This window comes from Pseudoxanthomonas helianthi (assembly GCF_017939625.1).
Taxonomy (GTDB): domain Bacteria; phylum Pseudomonadota; class Gammaproteobacteria; order Xanthomonadales; family Xanthomonadaceae; genus Pseudoxanthomonas_A; species Pseudoxanthomonas_A helianthi.
Map to the genome: position 1 here is coordinate 645,932 of NZ_JAGKTC010000001.1, position 14,366 is coordinate 660,297.

16 protein-coding genes are annotated in these 14,366 nt (G+C 66.7%); 4 read left to right on the top strand and 12 right to left on the bottom strand.

Annotated features, from left to right (window positions below; all coding sequences use genetic code 11):
- Nucleotides 1-7 precede the first annotated feature (7 nt).
- From J5837_RS03090 to J5837_RS03105, 4 genes are read right to left on the bottom strand one after another with little or no spacing between them, the layout of a single operon-like run.
- On the bottom strand, nt 8-1,687 hold the full coding sequence (locus J5837_RS03090; protein WP_210535251.1) for an ABC1 kinase family protein: 1,680 nt from the start codon (nt 1,685-1,687) through the stop codon (nt 8-10).
- A gap of 24 nt (nt 1,688-1,711) precedes the next feature.
- Complete coding sequence (locus tag J5837_RS03095; protein ID WP_210535252.1) at nt 1,712-2,125, bottom strand: CBS domain-containing protein; 414 nt, start codon at nt 2,123-2,125, stop codon at nt 1,712-1,714.
- Nucleotides 2,100-2,609, bottom strand: coding sequence for an MgtC/SapB family protein (locus tag J5837_RS03100; protein WP_210535253.1), 510 nt, complete (start codon nt 2,607-2,609; stop codon nt 2,100-2,102). The genes J5837_RS03095 and J5837_RS03100 overlap by 26 nt, the downstream gene beginning before the upstream one ends.
- Before the next feature lie 43 nt (nt 2,610-2,652).
- Entirely contained in the window at nt 2,653-3,261 is a 609-nt protein-coding gene (locus tag J5837_RS03105; protein ID WP_210535254.1) for a ferritin-like domain-containing protein, read from the bottom strand.
- Between the two features lie 160 nt (nt 3,262-3,421).
- Between J5837_RS03105 and J5837_RS03110 the strand changes: the two genes are divergently transcribed.
- Nucleotides 3,422-4,288, top strand: coding sequence for an SDR family oxidoreductase (locus J5837_RS03110; RefSeq protein WP_210535255.1), 867 nt, complete (start codon nt 3,422-3,424; stop codon nt 4,286-4,288).
- A 69-nt stretch (nt 4,289-4,357) separates the two neighbouring features.
- Here J5837_RS03110 and J5837_RS03115 read toward each other — a convergent pair whose 3' ends face one another.
- The 5 genes from J5837_RS03115 to J5837_RS03135 form a co-directional block, all read right to left on the bottom strand.
- The gene (locus J5837_RS03115) at nt 4,358-5,161 is read right to left on the bottom strand and encodes an alpha/beta hydrolase family protein (protein WP_210535256.1); all 804 of its coding nucleotides are present in this window, start codon (nt 5,159-5,161) and stop codon (nt 4,358-4,360) included.
- Nucleotides 5,151-6,290 (bottom strand): DUF3182 family protein, encoded by a 1,140-nt coding sequence (locus tag J5837_RS03120; RefSeq protein WP_210535257.1) that lies wholly within the window; start codon nt 6,288-6,290, stop codon nt 5,151-5,153. Before J5837_RS03120 ends, J5837_RS03115 begins: the two co-directional genes overlap by 11 nt.
- Nucleotides 6,287-6,796, bottom strand: coding sequence for a ferritin-like domain-containing protein (locus tag J5837_RS03125; protein ID WP_210535258.1), 510 nt, complete (start codon nt 6,794-6,796; stop codon nt 6,287-6,289). Before J5837_RS03125 ends, J5837_RS03120 begins: the two co-directional genes overlap by 4 nt.
- A gap of 72 nt (nt 6,797-6,868) precedes the next feature.
- On the bottom strand, nt 6,869-7,078 hold the full coding sequence (locus J5837_RS03130; RefSeq protein WP_210535259.1) for a KGG domain-containing protein: 210 nt from the start codon (nt 7,076-7,078) through the stop codon (nt 6,869-6,871).
- Between the two features lie 153 nt (nt 7,079-7,231).
- A complete protein-coding gene (locus tag J5837_RS03135) occupies nt 7,232-8,206 on the bottom strand; it encodes a magnesium transporter CorA family protein (protein ID WP_210535260.1) in 975 nt (324 codons plus the stop codon).
- A 169-nt stretch (nt 8,207-8,375) separates the two neighbouring features.
- Here J5837_RS03135 and J5837_RS03140 point away from each other — a divergent pair, with 169 nt between their 5' ends.
- Both J5837_RS03140 and J5837_RS03145 read left to right on the top strand, forming a co-directional pair.
- A complete protein-coding gene (locus J5837_RS03140; RefSeq protein WP_210535261.1) occupies nt 8,376-8,666 on the top strand; it encodes a hypothetical protein in 291 nt (96 codons plus the stop codon).
- Between the two features lie 3 nt (nt 8,667-8,669).
- Nucleotides 8,670-9,668 (top strand): DNA topoisomerase IB, encoded by a 999-nt coding sequence (locus J5837_RS03145; protein ID WP_210535262.1) that lies wholly within the window; start codon nt 8,670-8,672, stop codon nt 9,666-9,668.
- A gap of 10 nt (nt 9,669-9,678) precedes the next feature.
- Here J5837_RS03145 and ligD read toward each other — a convergent pair whose 3' ends face one another.
- Genes ligD through J5837_RS03160 form a run of 3 tightly spaced genes read right to left on the bottom strand, consistent with a single transcriptional unit; the run spans nt 9,679 to nt 13,655 of the window.
- The gene (gene ligD, locus J5837_RS03150; RefSeq protein WP_210535263.1) at nt 9,679-12,204 is read right to left on the bottom strand and encodes a DNA ligase D; all 2,526 of its coding nucleotides are present in this window, start codon (nt 12,202-12,204) and stop codon (nt 9,679-9,681) included.
- 51 nt (nt 12,205-12,255) lie between these two features.
- A complete protein-coding gene (ku, locus tag J5837_RS03155) occupies nt 12,256-13,164 on the bottom strand; it encodes a non-homologous end joining protein Ku (RefSeq protein WP_210535264.1) in 909 nt (302 codons plus the stop codon).
- Between the two features lie 41 nt (nt 13,165-13,205).
- A complete protein-coding gene (locus tag J5837_RS03160; protein ID WP_210535265.1) occupies nt 13,206-13,655 on the bottom strand; it encodes a hypothetical protein in 450 nt (149 codons plus the stop codon).
- A 193-nt stretch (nt 13,656-13,848) separates the two neighbouring features.
- Between J5837_RS03160 and J5837_RS03165 the strand changes: the two genes are divergently transcribed.
- Nucleotides 13,849-14,202, top strand: coding sequence for a hypothetical protein (locus tag J5837_RS03165; protein WP_210535266.1), 354 nt, complete (start codon nt 13,849-13,851; stop codon nt 14,200-14,202).
- Nucleotides 14,203-14,366: the final 164 nt, after the last annotated feature.

Consider the following 14,366-nt stretch of genomic DNA (forward strand, 5'->3'; position numbering starts at 1 on the left):
CCCGCCTTCAGCGCGGGCCCCGTTCTTCCCGGTCGCGTGCGCGATGATCGCGCAGCAAGGCGCTGAGCACGATGCCGCAGCCCAGCGCCGCGGCCAGCACGAACAGCACCAGGGCGACGATCGGATAACCCCACAGCGTGTGCGGCGTCGGCACCCGCATCAGTTGCGCCGAGGCCAGGATCAGCGCGGCGGTGATGACGCCGATGGCGATGCGGTTGGCGATCTTCTGCAGGTTCTCCATCATCCGCGACTCGTCCAGGCCCACCACCCGGAACTGCAGGCGGTTTTCCGCGAGCAGCGACAGGATGTCGGAGAACTTGCGCGGACCGTCGCGCAGCAATCCCTGCACCTCGAGCAGTTCGCTGGCCAGCGCCGGCAGCGACAGCGAACGGCGCAGGTTGGCGCGCATGACGTGCTGCAGTTGGTCCTCGATGACCCGCTGGGTATCCAGCTCCGGCGCCAGCGCATCGCAGACCGCATCCAGGTTGAGCAGGGTCTTGCCGAGCAGGCTCAACTCGGGCGGCGCGCGCAGGCCGCAGCGGGTGGCGATGCGGACCAGTTCCAGCAACACCCTGCCCTCGGACATCGAGGCGCGATGCGCGGCGTAACGCGCGATCAGCTGGCTGATCTCGCGCATGTAGCGCGATTCGTCGTAGTCGGCCAGGCGCACGCCCAGGTCGATGCCCTCTTCCGCGACCTGTTCGCCGCGCCCGTCGACCGCGGCGAACAGCAGCTTGAGCAGGCGATCGCGCTGCTTCGGCGACACGTTGGTGACCATGCCCAGGTCGAAGATCGCCAGGCGTCCCTCGGGCGTCACCCGCAGGTTGCCGGGATGCGGATCGGCATGGATTTCCCCATGCACGAACACCTGGTCGAGATAGCCGCGCAGCAGTTCTTCGGCCAGCGGCGTCATCGGTTCCTCGACACGGCGTATGCCTGGCACCTCGTCGACCCGGATGCCATGCACCAGGTCCATGGTCAACACGCGCCGGCCACAGTAATCCCAGATCGGCCGCGGCAACCAGAGCAGAGGGAACGGCGCAAGGTGCTCGCGGAAGCGGTCCAGGTTCTCCGCTTCTGCCACGTAGTCCAGTTCGGCCATCAGGGTGCGACCGAACTCCCCGAGCCAGTCGGCGAAGCGGACGTGGCGACCCAGCTCGGTCATGTGGTCGGCGGCGTCGGCGAATTCCCTGAGCACGTCCAGGTCGCGGATAAGCTGCTCCGCGACGCCCGGGCGCTGCACTTTCACCGCGACTTCCTTGCGGTCGCGCAACACCGCGCGATGCACCTGGGCCAGCGATGCGCTGCCCAGCGGCTGTTCGTCGAAGGCGGCGAACGCCTTGCCGATGCGGACGCTCAGCTCGTGCTCCACCCGCTCGCGGATGGCGTCGAACGGCACCGGCGCGACGCTTTCCTGCATCCGCTCCAGCGCCACCGCGTACGCCGGCGGAACCAGGTCCGGACGGGTCGACAGCATCTGTCCCAGCTTGACGAAGGTCGGCCCCATCGCCTCGAGTTCGCGCGCGAATTCCTCGGGGCTGCCTTCGCTCGCGTCGTCGGGGATGCTGTCTAGGCGCACGCCATGGAAGATCCCCGCGTTGCGGTAGCGGAACAGGAAACGCACGATCTCCGCGCGGCGGGTCATCTTCCCCGTCCCTGCGCGACCCGCGGCGCGTTCGGTGTCCATGTCCGACCTGCGTCCTTGGGGATGTCAGTGGGGTGCGGCCACGCCCTGCAGCAGGTCCTGGGAGGCGCGCGAATCGCCGCTGCCGGCGAAGTTGCCCAGCGAGACGATGCCGACCAGGCGCTTGTCGCGGTTCACCACCGGCAGGCGCCTCACTTCCAGGCTGGCCATGTTCTTGGCGACCGATTCGATGTCGTCGTCCTCGTGGCAGTACTTCACGTCGTTGGACATCGCCTCGCGCACGCGCGAATCCGGACTCAGGCCGCGCGCCACCGCGCGGATCGCGATGTCGCGATCGGTCAGGAAGCCGACCAGCCGGTCGTTCTCGCCCACTGGCAGGCTGCCGATGTCGTATTCCGCCATCAATTTCGCGGCCTCGCGCAGGCTGTCGTCAGGCGAGACCACGCAAACATCGCTACTCATCATGTGTCCGACTTTCATGTCCTTCTCCAGGTTGCGGGGGGTGAGGGGATTGCCTGCGCGACATGCGGCGGTCGACCCAGGAAAGAATCGTCAGCACCACCAGCGTGAGCGCGGTCGCCAGCAGCGCGAGCCACGGATAGCCGAGCCCGCAGGCGATGCCGATCACCGCCACCATCAGCAGCGACGCGGCGGTGGTGATGCCGACCACGGCCGCGCCGCGATGGGCGAAGATCGTGCCCGCGCCGATGAAGGCCACGCCGGAGATCACCGCTTCCATCAGGCGGAACGGATCGATCCTGATCTGCATGCCGGTCCGGTCCAGCGTGGCCAGCATCATGCTGCCCATCCCGGTCAGCATCGCCGCGGCGGCGGCCACCAGCATGTGGGTGCGGAAGCCGGCCGGCCTGTCCTTGATCTCGCGCTCCAGGCCGATCGCGCCGCCCAGCAGCATCGCGAAGGCCATCTTGGCGATCACCTCGCCTTGCGCATCCATGTCCGGCATGCGCCTCGCCTCCGGGATGCGATGGATCGGATCGCAGGCATGCTCACAGCATCCGCTTGCGCTCCTGCTCGGCGCGCGCCGCGCCGATGGCGGTTTCCACGTGCTTGCGTTCTTCCGGCGGCGGCAGCACTGCCGGCAGGCCGAGCGACTGCATCCACAGTTCGCGCGCCCAACCCTTGGTGTGGTAGAGGTGGTGGTCTTCTTCCTTTTCGACTTCGGAATGCGCCTGCTGCAGCAGCTTGCCTTCCTTGCCGCCCTTCGCCGCGACCTGTCCGATCAGTTCCCAGTTCTGGTGGTCCTTGGTCTCGGCCAGCACCACGCATTCGGCGGCGACCAGTTCGGCCGCGGCCGGATCGCCGTTGGCCACGGCCATCTCGATGGCGGTCACCAGCGACTGGCCCAGGCTCGCGACGACTTCGCGTCCGGGGCTGCTCTCGTCGGGATCCTTGCCCAGGTCCTCGAATACCCGGACGAGGATCTGTTCATGGCGTCGTGTCTGCTCGAGGTATTCCTGCCATTCCTGCACCAGGTCCTCGTTCTGCGCCGCGCCGAGGGCGGCGGTGTAGACCTGGATGCCGCCCTGCTCCGTTTCCAGCGCCTGCAACAGCAGCTCATGGATGCCAGGCTGATCGGTAAGCGAAGAACGTGCCATGGTCGACCTCCGGGTCGCGAGTCGGGGATGGCCCTGTTGTAGGAAGGCAAGCGGAAAGAAAGGGTGAATCGCCGGGTGAAGACGATCGCCGCGCCTGCGTTCGCATCCTGCTTATGCGCGCTGCGGAATAGTGGCCGCAGTCCATGGTGGAGATGTCGAAATGAGCGTACCGCGCTATCCCAAGCCGCCTTTCAAGCCGCAGCAGCAGAAATTCCCCGGCAAGACGGACAAGATGGAACCGCGACCGGACCACGGCGAGGAAAGCTACATCGGCCATGGCCTGCTGGTCGGCAAGCGCGCGCTGATCACCGGCGGCGACAGCGGCATCGGCGCGGCCGTGGCGATCGCCTTCGCGCGCGAAGGCGCCGATGTCGCCATCGCCTACCTGCCGACCGAACAGAAGGACGCCGACCACACCCTCAAGTACGTCCGCGATGCCGGCCGCAACGGTTACGGGCATCCCTGCGACGTCAGCGATCCCGAGCAGGCCGAAGCGCTCGTCCGCGCCACGGTGGAGAAACTCGGCGGCCTGGACGTGCTGGTCAACAACGCGGCGTACCAGCGCTATTTCGAGAACTTCGACGAGATCACCCTCGACGAATGGCACAAGACCTTCGCGACCAACGTGCATGCCCCGTTCAACCTGGTGCGCTTGGCCGTGCCGCACCTGAAGGAAGGCGGTGCGATCATCAATACCGCCTCGGTGCAGTCGAAGAAACCCAACCCCAGCATCCTTCCCTACGCGACCAGCAAGGGCGCGATCGCCAACCTGACCATCGGGCTCGCCGGCATGCTGGCCTCGCAGGGCATCAGGGTGAACGCCGTACTGCCCGGCCCGATCTGGACGCCGCTGATCCCCGCCGGCATGTCCGAAGAGGAACTGGTGAACTTCGGCGACCACGTGCCGATGGGACGGCCCGGGCAACCGGCCGAACTGGCTTCCGCCTACGTCATGCTCGCCGCCGATACCGCCAGCTACACCTCGGGCGCGCTGTTGAACGTGTCCGGCGGCGCGGTGACCCTGTAACCGCGTCGCGGGCGCATCGACGCCGTGCCGGCCCGGATCCCGCGGTCCTCTCGGGATCGAAGCCAAGCCTTACGTCACCCCATCGATGCGCCCTTCCTCCTTGTACGCACGCACCTTGCGCTCGGCGATCGCGCCGCGCGAACCGACCACCATCTCGGTCATCCACGCCATCAGCACGTCGGTGTAGTCCTTCTGCGCGTTCTTCTCGCTGAAGCCGTGGTCGGCGCCGCGGATCAGCCGCCGCGTCATCGAGCGCGCGCTGCCGAACGCCGCGGCATAGCTTTCGATGACCTGCCGCGGAATGATCTCGTCGTGCTCCGCCTCGACCAGCAGGACATCCCCTTCGAACTGCGCGCATGCGCGCAGCGCGCGGTTCTCTTCCACCGCCACCGGGCGATGGCGATAGCGCAACAGCTCGGGATCCTCGTGCAGGCGGCGCTTGGGCGACTCCCAATCCTTGTCCAGGTAGATCGCGGGCGTGCGCAGCGCAAGCCAGCGCACCGGCCTGACCTGCGACAGGATCGCCGCAAGATAGCCGCCATAGCTGATGCCGACCACCGCGATCGCCTCGTCGTCGACATGCGACTGCCGGGCGAGCCAGTCGTAGGTGGCGCACAGGTCCTGCAGGTTCTGCGCGCGCGTCACCGTATCCCGGCTCGCCGCCCGCGCGCTGTGGCCGCGCAGGTCGAAGGTCAGACATACGCAACCGAGGGCGGCCGCTTCCCGCGCGCGGCTGAGATCGTGTTCCTGGCTGCCGCCCCAGCCGTGCACGAACAGCACGCCGGGCAGCTCGCGCTGCGGCGAAAGTACCGTGGCCTCGACATTCTCGTCGTCGGTTACGTCGATCCGGCAATGGTCCAGCTCAACATCCATAGGGGATGATCCTCGCGTACTTCCGCGGCGACTCCGCGTCGCCATGGCAATAAAGGACCGCGCCCTCGGGCAACGGCTCGTCGCCGTAGGATTCCCCGGTTTCCGCAGCTACCGAGTTGCTGCCCGGATTGCGGGAAAACCACTCCAGCGCGAACACCTCGGCCATGCTGGCCCCGCCGAACCGCCACGACTGCTCGAGTACGCCCAAGTGCCGGTCGCCGCGGGCGTCGACGCCGACGATGACATCGTAATTCCGCCGCGACGCCACCACGCCGTAAGCCCCGCGCACCAGACGGTCGTAGGCGTTGGCCGCGACGATGGCGCGGACGACGTCGCTGCCGGCCGCCAGCGCCGACGGAAAGGAACCGCGCACCACGGTCAGCGCGGAACCGCCGTATACCTCCGAGCCGGAAGGGTCGAGGACGTTGTGTTGTTCGCCCCAATAGGCGATGTCGTAACCCGGCAGGCTCGAGCTTCCCACGCTGTAGGTCTTCGCGCTTTCCAGATGGCGCTCGACCACCAGCCCGCCGGGAAACAGGGAGTCGTTTGCCGCATCCAGCCATGCCGACAGCTCGTGCTGGTCGCGCACCATGGCCTGCCCTCCTCCGCCTCGCGCGAACGGCCACTTCAGCCGCACCGCGCCGTCTTGCAGCAGCGCCTTGCCGGCCTGCCAGGCATCGTCGCGGGCGAACACGGAATAGCCCGGCAGCGTGTACTTCTCGATGCCGGCGATGTGCTTCCATCCTTCCGGCATGGCCTCCGGCCTTCCCCAAGGCGGGTGGCTGACCAGCTTGGTCGCGACGAATCCGTGCGGAACGATGCCGCCCCACAACTGGGACTCCATGACGATGCCGCGAGCGTCCGCCTCCTCGCGGGTCAGGGTGAACATCGGCAGGTAGTAGGTCGCGTCGCCCTCACCGGCGCCGGCCTGCGCATCGTCGTACTCCAGGCCCAGCAGTGCGGCGAGCCGGGCCGCGGCGAAACGCAGGGTGACGATCTCATGGCTGGCGCACGGTTCCGTCTCGCTCCAGACGATCGCCAGGCGACGCAGGCGAGCGGGCGAAGCGATGCCCGTGCCGTCCCCGTCATCCAGGTCCGTTTGTTCCCCGATCGCATTGCCCGGGTTCATCGCTTCGCTTCCACCTCGGATTGCTCCATGTCCAGGAACTGGCGCGCGGTCGATTCCAGGTGCTCCACCAGCCAGGAGGCCATGGTCCGCTCCTGCTCGAAGATTTCCAGGCAGACCGCGCGCGTCTCCAGGTCCTCGGCGGCTTCCGCCGCGACGACCAGCGTTTCGTAGATCGCGACTTCCATGTGCTCGAACGCGTAGTCGACGACGACGTCGCGCATCACTTCGTCCGACACCAGCGTGTTGCAGGCGGCATGCATGGCGGCCATGAAGCTCGCCGTGGCGCCTTTCACCGACGGGACCGACGCGCCATGGCGCGCCAGACATGCCTCCAGTTTGCGTGCCTGTTCCTGCGTTTCGTACAGGTGCTGTTGCAGGCGCCGGGCGAGGATCGGGTAATGATCGATGCGCCGGACCTGCACGGACAGCATGGCTTCGGCTTCCCTTTCCATCACGTAGGCCTGCCTCAACCATGCCACGAGACGATCGCTGGAACGGGAGATCATCACTCTTGCCTTTTCATCGCGGCGGTGGCCCGATCCGCCTGATGAATGGGCTTCACGCTTCCGACGAAGTCGCTACTCGCCTTCGCGACGATTGCCCATCTGCCCGCGCTTCTGCCCAGCCCGGCGCGCCTCATCCGAATCGAATTCGTGTGCGTTGCCGCTGCGGTGCGCAGCCTTGCCGCCCTTGCTGGCGATCTCGCGCTGGCGCTGATCGTCCATGCCGGCGAAGCCGCGCCCCCCGCTCCGGGCGTTCTGCGGATTGCGGTTCTGGTTGGTAGCCATTTCTCTAACTCCTGGTTTACCGGTGCACGTCGCACCCACCCGGGTCTTCTGCAATCGCCGTGCCAACTTCGCCTGGCGCGCGGCACCCGAGAAACGGAAACCGGCCGCCGTCCCGAAGATGAAGAATTTCTTTCCGCAATACGCATAATTTTCTCAGAGCCAGCGTTTGTGACGCGCCCACATCACCAGACTCAAGGCAAGGGCGATCGAGCCGAGCACGGCGATGGCGAACCCGGCTTCTCCGCTGGTGTAGAAGTGCGCCAGAAAATTCATGCCGAGCCAGCCGGCGATCACCGACAGGGAGCCCACCACCACCGTGGCAAAGGTCAACACCTGCATCGAGTTGTTGGTGTCCAGGCTGGTCTTTGCGCTGAACAGGCCGAAGCTCTCCATCACCAGGTCGCGCGCGTTCTCGGCCATATCCAGCGCGCGCTCGAATCGCTCGTCGATCGACCGGAATCCCCGCTGGACCCGCTCGGGATTTCCGGGATGGAATCCCGGCCGCGCCAGTTCCGAATACACCGCGCGATGCAGAGCCAGCGTGCGCCGCAGGCTCGACGCGGCCATGCACAGGCGACGGAGGTCGGGCAGGCAGTCTCGCGGCTCGTCGTCGAGGATCTTTTCCTCCAGCCACTCGACTTCGGATTCGAAAGCCGACACCGCATGGAAATAGGTTCCGATCTGGCGGTCCAGGATGAAAGCGGTCAAATGCTCGGCGGTCAGGGTCCCTGCATCGCGTTCCGCCGCCAGCTCCCGTTTCAGGCTCGCGAGCTCCTCGAGCGCTTCGTCATGCAGCGTCACCACGGTATTCGAGGAGGCCACCACCATGACCGGAACGCTCGCGAACGCGCTGCCGTTTCCCTGCCGCAGCAGGAAGGCCTGCAGCCAGATCGCGCCATCGGATTTCCCCAGCAATGGCGCGATGCGCCGCTCGCGCCATATCGCCAGCGCTTCGCCCGGCAGGCGCAGGTCCTGCCACAGCCGATCCAGCGTGGCCTCGGTTTCGCCCGCCATGTCCACCCACAACAGGGAATCTTCCGCGGGCTCGTATTCGCCTACCGACGGAAGCGGAATCTCGCGGGCCTCGCGTCCGAACAAATGGGCCTTGCTTTCGTTCGTACTGGTCATCCGAGGCCCGCCTGGCATTGCTGTCCTCCACTATTCACGCGATCCGCTGCCAGCGCGTGAATCCGCCCGTGAATTCCGGATGCGTGTTTTTCACGAACTGGTAATCCACCCGCGCCTAGGTTGTTGCCGCATCGGCATCGCATGCGCATGCCGCACCAGGAGGCATGTCATGGCACACGTCAGGCTCCGCGCCACCGGACCCCGAAGCGGCTTCGAAGTATTGGTCATCGCTCTGCACGGGCTGGAGGGCGTGCAAAGCGTCGAAGAGGTAGCCGACCTCATGCCCCACCTGGACGACGAGGATTCCAGTTCGGCCGGCCTGGTCGACGATGCAGCGGGCGCGGGCTTGCACGCGCTGGAGATCGAGGTGAGCCCGCCCTTCGCGGAAACGGTCCGCACCATCTCCGACGAGGTGGCCGCGCGGCAAGGCCTCGTGCTCGAGTACGTGGACGACTTCTGAGCGATGGCGCTGGTTTATACCTCCGACACGCAGCCGGGGTTGCGCCGGCGGCGTGCGGGGCGGGGCTTCGTGTACATCCGGCCGGACGGGCGTCCGCTGCGGGACAGGAAGACGCTGGCGCGCATCCGCGAGTTGGCGATACCGCCCGCCTACGAAGACGTGTGGATCTGCCCGGATCCGCATGGACACCTGCAGGCCACCGGGCGCGATGCCCGCGGACGCAAGCAGTATCGCTACCATCGCGATTGGCAGTCGGAGCGCGGCCAGCACAAGTACGACCGCATGGTGGCCTTCGCCGAAGCGCTGCCGCAGCTGCGCAGGCGGATCAACGCCGACCTGGCCCTGCCCGGGTTCCCCCGGCAGAAGGTGGTCGCGCTGGTGGTGGCATTGCTCGGCCAAACCTTGTTGCGCGTCGGCAATGCCAGCTACCAGAAGCAGAACGGCTCGTACGGCATCACCACGCTGCGCAACGTGCACACGCATTTTGTCGCTTCGGGACGCGTGCAGTTCGCCTTCCGCGGCAAGGGCGGCAAGCCGGTGGAAGCGGTGGTGAACGATGCGCGCCTGGTCCGGCTGGTCCGGCGCTGCCAGCAGCTTCCCGGGCAGGCGCTGTTCCAGTACCGCGAGAACGGCACGGTGCAGCGCATCGGTTCGGACGATGTGAACGAGTACCTGCGCACGCACCTGGGCGGACCTTTCACGGCCAAGGATTTCCGCACCTGGGGCGCGACGCTGTTCGCGTTCAAACTGCTGGCCGCGATCGACCCGCCGCCGCAGGAAGACGAAGCCGGCCGTACCCGCGTCCGCCAGGAGGTGCTGCGCCAGACCGCGGCGCTACTGGGCAACACGCCGCGGATCTGCGCGAAGAGCTACGTGGATCCCGGCGTGTTCGATGGCTGGGAGCGTGGTCGGCTGCAACAGGCGGCCCGCCGTGCCCGGGGGCCGCGCCAGTGGGAGCAGGCCGCGATCCGTTTCCTGAAACGGATGCATCGCGCCGGATGACGCCGGCCCTTCAGCGCTCGTCGGCGAGGGCCAGTTTCTCCCCGACCTTGTCCAGGTTCTGGCGGAGCCGCGCAAAGCCGCTCCACGGATGCGAACGCGTGCGCTTCATGCGGCGCAAGGCCGACGCCATGTCGTAGGCGTTGCCGCCCTTGATCCGCCCCAGTTCTTCCCAGCGCAGCGGCATCGCCACCGGCGCGCCTTCGCGCGCGCGCAGCGAAAACGACGCCACGCTGGTCGCGCCGCGGCCGTTGCGCAGGTAATCGATGAAGATGCGGCCGTTGCGGAACTTCTTGCTCGCGGTGGCCACGTACGCCAGCGGATCGGATCCGGCCATCGACTCGGCGAACGCGTGCGCGAATGCCTTCACCCGCGTCCATGGGCAGGCCGGCTTCAGCGGCACCACGACGTGCAGGCCCTTGCCGCCCGAGGTGCGCACGTAGGAAACCAGGCCCAGGGCGCGCAGCCGCTTGCGCACCAGTCGCGCCGCTTCCACCACCTGTTTCCAGGCCACGTCCGGCCCCGGGTCGAGGTCGAAGACGATGCGATCGGCCAGGTCCGGCGAGTCGGCCTGCGAGCCCCAGGGATGGAATTCGAGGGCGTTGAATTGCACGAGTTCCAGCAGGCCGGTCTCGTCGTGCACCACCAGATAATCCGCCCGCGTCCCGTCCTCTTCCTCCAACGGCACGCTGTCCACGCGTTCCATGCCGGCCGTGTGGTGCTTCTGGAAGAAGCAAGGCCGCGCCGCGCCCTGCGGACAGCGCACCACCGATACGGGGCGTCCCGCGATCTCGGGCAGCAGCCAGCGCGCGATCCGCTGGTAATAGTCGAAGACCTGGGCCTTGGTGATGCCACTGTCGGGAAACACCACCCGCTCGGGGCTGGTCAGTTCCACCGGCGTGGGCTTCTTCGCCGATCTGCCGCGTCTGGTCGACATGGTTTTCTCCGCCTTGTGTGTGCCCGGCGCCGCTTCACGCAGATCGCTCGCCTCCTTGTCGCGGCGGATCGCCTTCAACGATGGCTGGCGCAACAATCCCTGGTTGCCGCGACCGTGATGGAATACCTCCACCACCAGTTCCGGCTTCACCCAGTGTGCGCGCCGCAGATCCGGATCGTCGACATCGACATGGACATCGGCAGGCTTCCGCGCAGAGCCGGACAGGCGCTCCGACAGCTCGGCCAGCAAGGTATCGCTGAAGCCCGAGCCCACGCGACCCGCATATCGCCAGCCGTGTTCGGCGTCCGGCGCCGCCAGCAGCAGCGCGCCAAGCCCGAGGCGGCTGCCCCGCGGCGCCGTGTAGCCGACGACGACGAATTCGTCGGACGCCCGTTGCTTGATCTTGCGCCACGCATCGCCGCGTCCGCTCCGGTAAGGCGCATCGGCCCGCTTGGAGATGATGCCCTCCAGGCCGCGCTCGATGGCCATGGCAAGCGCTTCGTCGCCGCGCCCCTCGATATGCGAGCTGTACACCAGTCGGTCCGGAGGGTCCGCGAGGATTTCCGCCAGCAGGGCCTTGCGCTGCGATTGCGGGCTGTTCGTGAGGTCCACTTCGCCGACCTGCAGGACGTCGAACAGCACATAGGACAGCGTCGCGTTCTTCTCCCCCGACAGCGTGGCCTGCAGCAAGGAGAAGTCCTGCTGGCGCCCGGCGCCGGCCACCAATTCGCCGTCCAGCACCGCGTCGGCCAGGCCCAAGGTTTCCAGCGCCGAAACGATTTCCGGCACCTTGGCCGTCCATTCCAGTTCGTTGCGCGACCATAGCCGGACCGTCCCGCCGTTGATTTGCGCGATCAGCCGGTAGCCGTCCCATTTCGCCTCGTGCAGCCACCGCTCGCCCTCGGGCACCTGCGCCTGCAAGGTCGCCAGCTGCGGCGCCACGAAAGCGGGACGATGCCGCGCCTTGCGTGCGCCCTCGAGTTCGGCGGCATGCTGCGCCCAGCGGGTTCCGCTTCGTGTCCGCTTCTTCGACGGACGCGTCTGTTTGCGGGCCGTGCCGCGCCTGGAAGCGGCCGGAGATGAAGCCACGCCCTGCAACAGGTCGTCGGCCTCGCGCTTCCCTGCATAGTCGTCCTTTTCCTTGAACAGCAACCACTGCGGCTGCCGCGCGGGCTTGTGCGTGCGTACCAGATGCCAGCCGCCCTTGAGCTTGTCGCCGAACAGATGGAAGCGAAGATGGCCTTTCGCCAGCTGCGCTTCCGGATCCTCGTCCGTCGACCACAATCCGCGATCGAAGATGGCGACGTGCCCGCCGCCGTATTGCCCTTTCGGGATGTCGCCCTCGAAGTTGGCGTAATCCAGCGGATGGTCCTCCACCTCCGCGGCCAGGCGCTTGACCGCCGGATCGAAACTCGGCCCCTTGGGCACCGCCCAGCTCTTCAGCGTATTGCCGACCTGCAGGCGGAAGTCGTAATGGCGCCGACTGGCATGGTGCAGTTGCACGACGAAGATCGGACGGCGTCCGCGTCTCCGCTGCCGGTCGGCCTCGGGTTCCGGCGTGTTATCGAACCGGCGCTTGCGCCGGTATTCCTGCAGCGTCACCGTGCGTCCTCCGTCGACCGGGCCGTGGGAAAGGGACCTTGCGCCATCGGTTCATCGCGACGCCGTCTTGCGCGTGGACTTGCGCGTCTTCTTCGCCGCCTTGCGCGCCGTCTTCTTCCTGGCCGTCTTCTTTTCCGCCCTGGCCTTGGCCGGCGTGCGCTTCTTCTCGTCCAGGCTCTTGCGCAGCAAGGCCATGAAATCGACCACGTTGGTGGCCACGTCCTCGCGTCCGGGCGCCTCTTCCTCGGCGATCTTCGTGGTGGCGCCCTTGGCCTTGATGCGCTTGCGGATGATCGCCTGCAAGCGTTCGCGGAATTCGTCGTGGTAATCGTCCGGCTGCCAAGGCACGACCATCGAATCGATCAGGCTCTTGGCCATCTCGGTCTCCTTGGCGCTGATGCGGTAATCCGACGGCTTGCCGGTGGGCAACTTGTACTCCTCGGGGTCCACCAGTTCCTGCGGGTAGCGCAGCATCATCAACACCAGCGCGTCGCCTTCGGGCATCACCGCACACAGGTACTCCCGCGTGCGGATCACCACCCTCGCCACGCCGACCTTCCCCGCGGCCTCGAGCGTGTGCCGCAACAGCACGTAACCCTTCTCGGCCTTTTTCCCCGGCACCAGGATGTAGGGCTTCTCGAAGAAGCGGACGCCGATTTCCTCGCGATCCACGAAAGCCTCCACGTCCACCGACTCATGGGTCTGCGGCGCGGCGGAGGCGATGTCCTCCTTCTCGATGACGACGTAACTGCCCTTGTCGTACTCGAAGGCCTTGACGATGTCCTTCCAGGGCACCTCTTCGCCCGTGTCCGCGTTGACCCGCTCGAAGCGGATCGGCTTCTTGTCGCGCGAATCCAGCATGCGGAAGCTGATGTCCACCTTGCGCTCGCCGGGCATCAGCGAGACCGGGATATTGAGGAGACCGAATGCCAGCGTCCCCGACCAGATGGGTCGTGCCATATGTCACCTCAGCGTTTGGGAATACCGCTGCCGGGCTTGCGCTAGCGGGGGCTCAGCTCGAACTGGCCCACGTCCACGCCGATGGTCACGCCTTCACCGGTTCCGGCCAGCGCGAGCGAGACCGTGCCCTTGGTCAGCAATTGCGCCGACCCGCTTTTAACCACGCCGACATCGGCTTCGGCCTTGACGTATTTGCCGAGCACTTCGTCGATGGCGTGCACGTCGGTGAACCGCCCGCGCCCCTTGTCCACCTTCCATTTCCCCACCGTGGCGCCGATCGCGCGCGCCTTGATGGAGACCGGCAGGCTTTCCTTGCCGCAGTGGACCGTGCCGGATCCGGTCGCCTCCTCGTAGACCAGCGACCAGCCGTCCAGCGTGTAGTCCAGTTTGCATTCGAGATCCTTCTCGGCGGCCGTCGCGGAACCCAGCGCCAGGCCCAGGCTGCCCACCAGCGCCGCCAGCACGTATCTGCTTTTGGATGGAGACTTCATTGCGGCTCTCCCTTCTGCATTTACCAAGGGCACCCTATAAACCGGACAGTAACGAGCGAGTGAGATATCCGCCGACAGGCATCACCTGCGCATAACGGAAAGCGCCAGGATCGCCGCCGCTTCACCTCGAACACACGCGGCATTCACCCCTGCGTTCCTAGGCTGGCGTCGTTCCCCTGTGGAGGTGAGACCCATGCTCATGCTCCAGACTGCGGCGATCCTGTTCGCGATCGCAGCCCTTGGCGGGTTGACCATGGCCGGCATTCGTTTCGCCCGCGGGCACAATCCGCCGGCATGGCTGGCCATGGGGCACGGCTTGCTAGCCGCCTCGGGCCTGACCCTGCTCTTGTATGCGCTGTGCACTTCGCCGGTGCCGCAGCTGGCGATGGCCGCGCTGGCCCTGTTCCTGCTCGCGGCCATGGGCGGCGCAGTGATGAGTCTGGCCTACAAATGGCGGCAACGCCTGCTGCCCGCATGGCTGGTGATCGCGCATGCAATCGCCGCGGTGGTCGCCTTCGTCCTCCTGGGCGTGGCCGCTTTCGCCTGAGATGCCGGCGGGCCGATCAGGGCGGCCACCGCATCAGGGATCCGCTTGCGGGGAATGCGAGGACCTGAAGTTCCTCGCCTGCTGCGGGAAACGTATCCGTGTAAAATTCCCTTCTTTTGTGGCCTCAGCATGCCGGAACCTCGTCCCCGGGCAGCGGTCAGCAG

What these genes read in the sequence shown, in the direction of transcription:
- J5837_RS03160 (WP_210535265.1), bottom strand. Translation starts at nt 13,655, where the DNA reads ATGAAGTCTCCATCCAAAAGCAGATACGTGCTGGCGGCGCTGGTGGGC.
- J5837_RS03165 (WP_210535266.1), top strand. Translation starts at nt 13,849, where the DNA reads ATGCTCATGCTCCAGACTGCGGCGATCCTGTTCGCGATCGCAGCCCTT.
- J5837_RS03110 (WP_210535255.1), top strand. Translation starts at nt 3,422, where the DNA reads ATGAGCGTACCGCGCTATCCCAAGCCGCCTTTCAAGCCGCAGCAGCAG.
- J5837_RS03095 (WP_210535252.1), bottom strand. Translation starts at nt 2,125, where the DNA reads ATGAAAGTCGGACACATGATGAGTAGCGATGTTTGCGTGGTCTCGCCT.
- J5837_RS03130 (WP_210535259.1), bottom strand. Translation starts at nt 7,078, where the DNA reads ATGGCTACCAACCAGAACCGCAATCCGCAGAACGCCCGGAGCGGGGGG.
- J5837_RS03135 (WP_210535260.1), bottom strand. Translation starts at nt 8,206, where the DNA reads ATGACCAGTACGAACGAAAGCAAGGCCCATTTGTTCGGACGCGAGGCC.
- J5837_RS03100 (WP_210535253.1), bottom strand. Translation starts at nt 2,609, where the DNA reads ATGCCGGACATGGATGCGCAAGGCGAGGTGATCGCCAAGATGGCCTTC.
- J5837_RS03145 (WP_210535262.1), top strand. Translation starts at nt 8,670, where the DNA reads ATGGCGCTGGTTTATACCTCCGACACGCAGCCGGGGTTGCGCCGGCGG.
- J5837_RS03090 (WP_210535251.1), bottom strand. Translation starts at nt 1,687, where the DNA reads ATGGACACCGAACGCGCCGCGGGTCGCGCAGGGACGGGGAAGATGACC.
- J5837_RS03125 (WP_210535258.1), bottom strand. Translation starts at nt 6,796, where the DNA reads ATGATCTCCCGTTCCAGCGATCGTCTCGTGGCATGGTTGAGGCAGGCC.
- ku (WP_210535264.1), bottom strand. Translation starts at nt 13,164, where the DNA reads ATGGCACGACCCATCTGGTCGGGGACGCTGGCATTCGGTCTCCTCAAT.
- J5837_RS03140 (WP_210535261.1), top strand. Translation starts at nt 8,376, where the DNA reads ATGGCACACGTCAGGCTCCGCGCCACCGGACCCCGAAGCGGCTTCGAA.
- J5837_RS03120 (WP_210535257.1), bottom strand. Translation starts at nt 6,290, where the DNA reads ATGAACCCGGGCAATGCGATCGGGGAACAAACGGACCTGGATGACGGG.
- J5837_RS03105 (WP_210535254.1), bottom strand. Translation starts at nt 3,261, where the DNA reads ATGGCACGTTCTTCGCTTACCGATCAGCCTGGCATCCATGAGCTGCTG.
- J5837_RS03115 (WP_210535256.1), bottom strand. Translation starts at nt 5,161, where the DNA reads ATGGATGTTGAGCTGGACCATTGCCGGATCGACGTAACCGACGACGAG.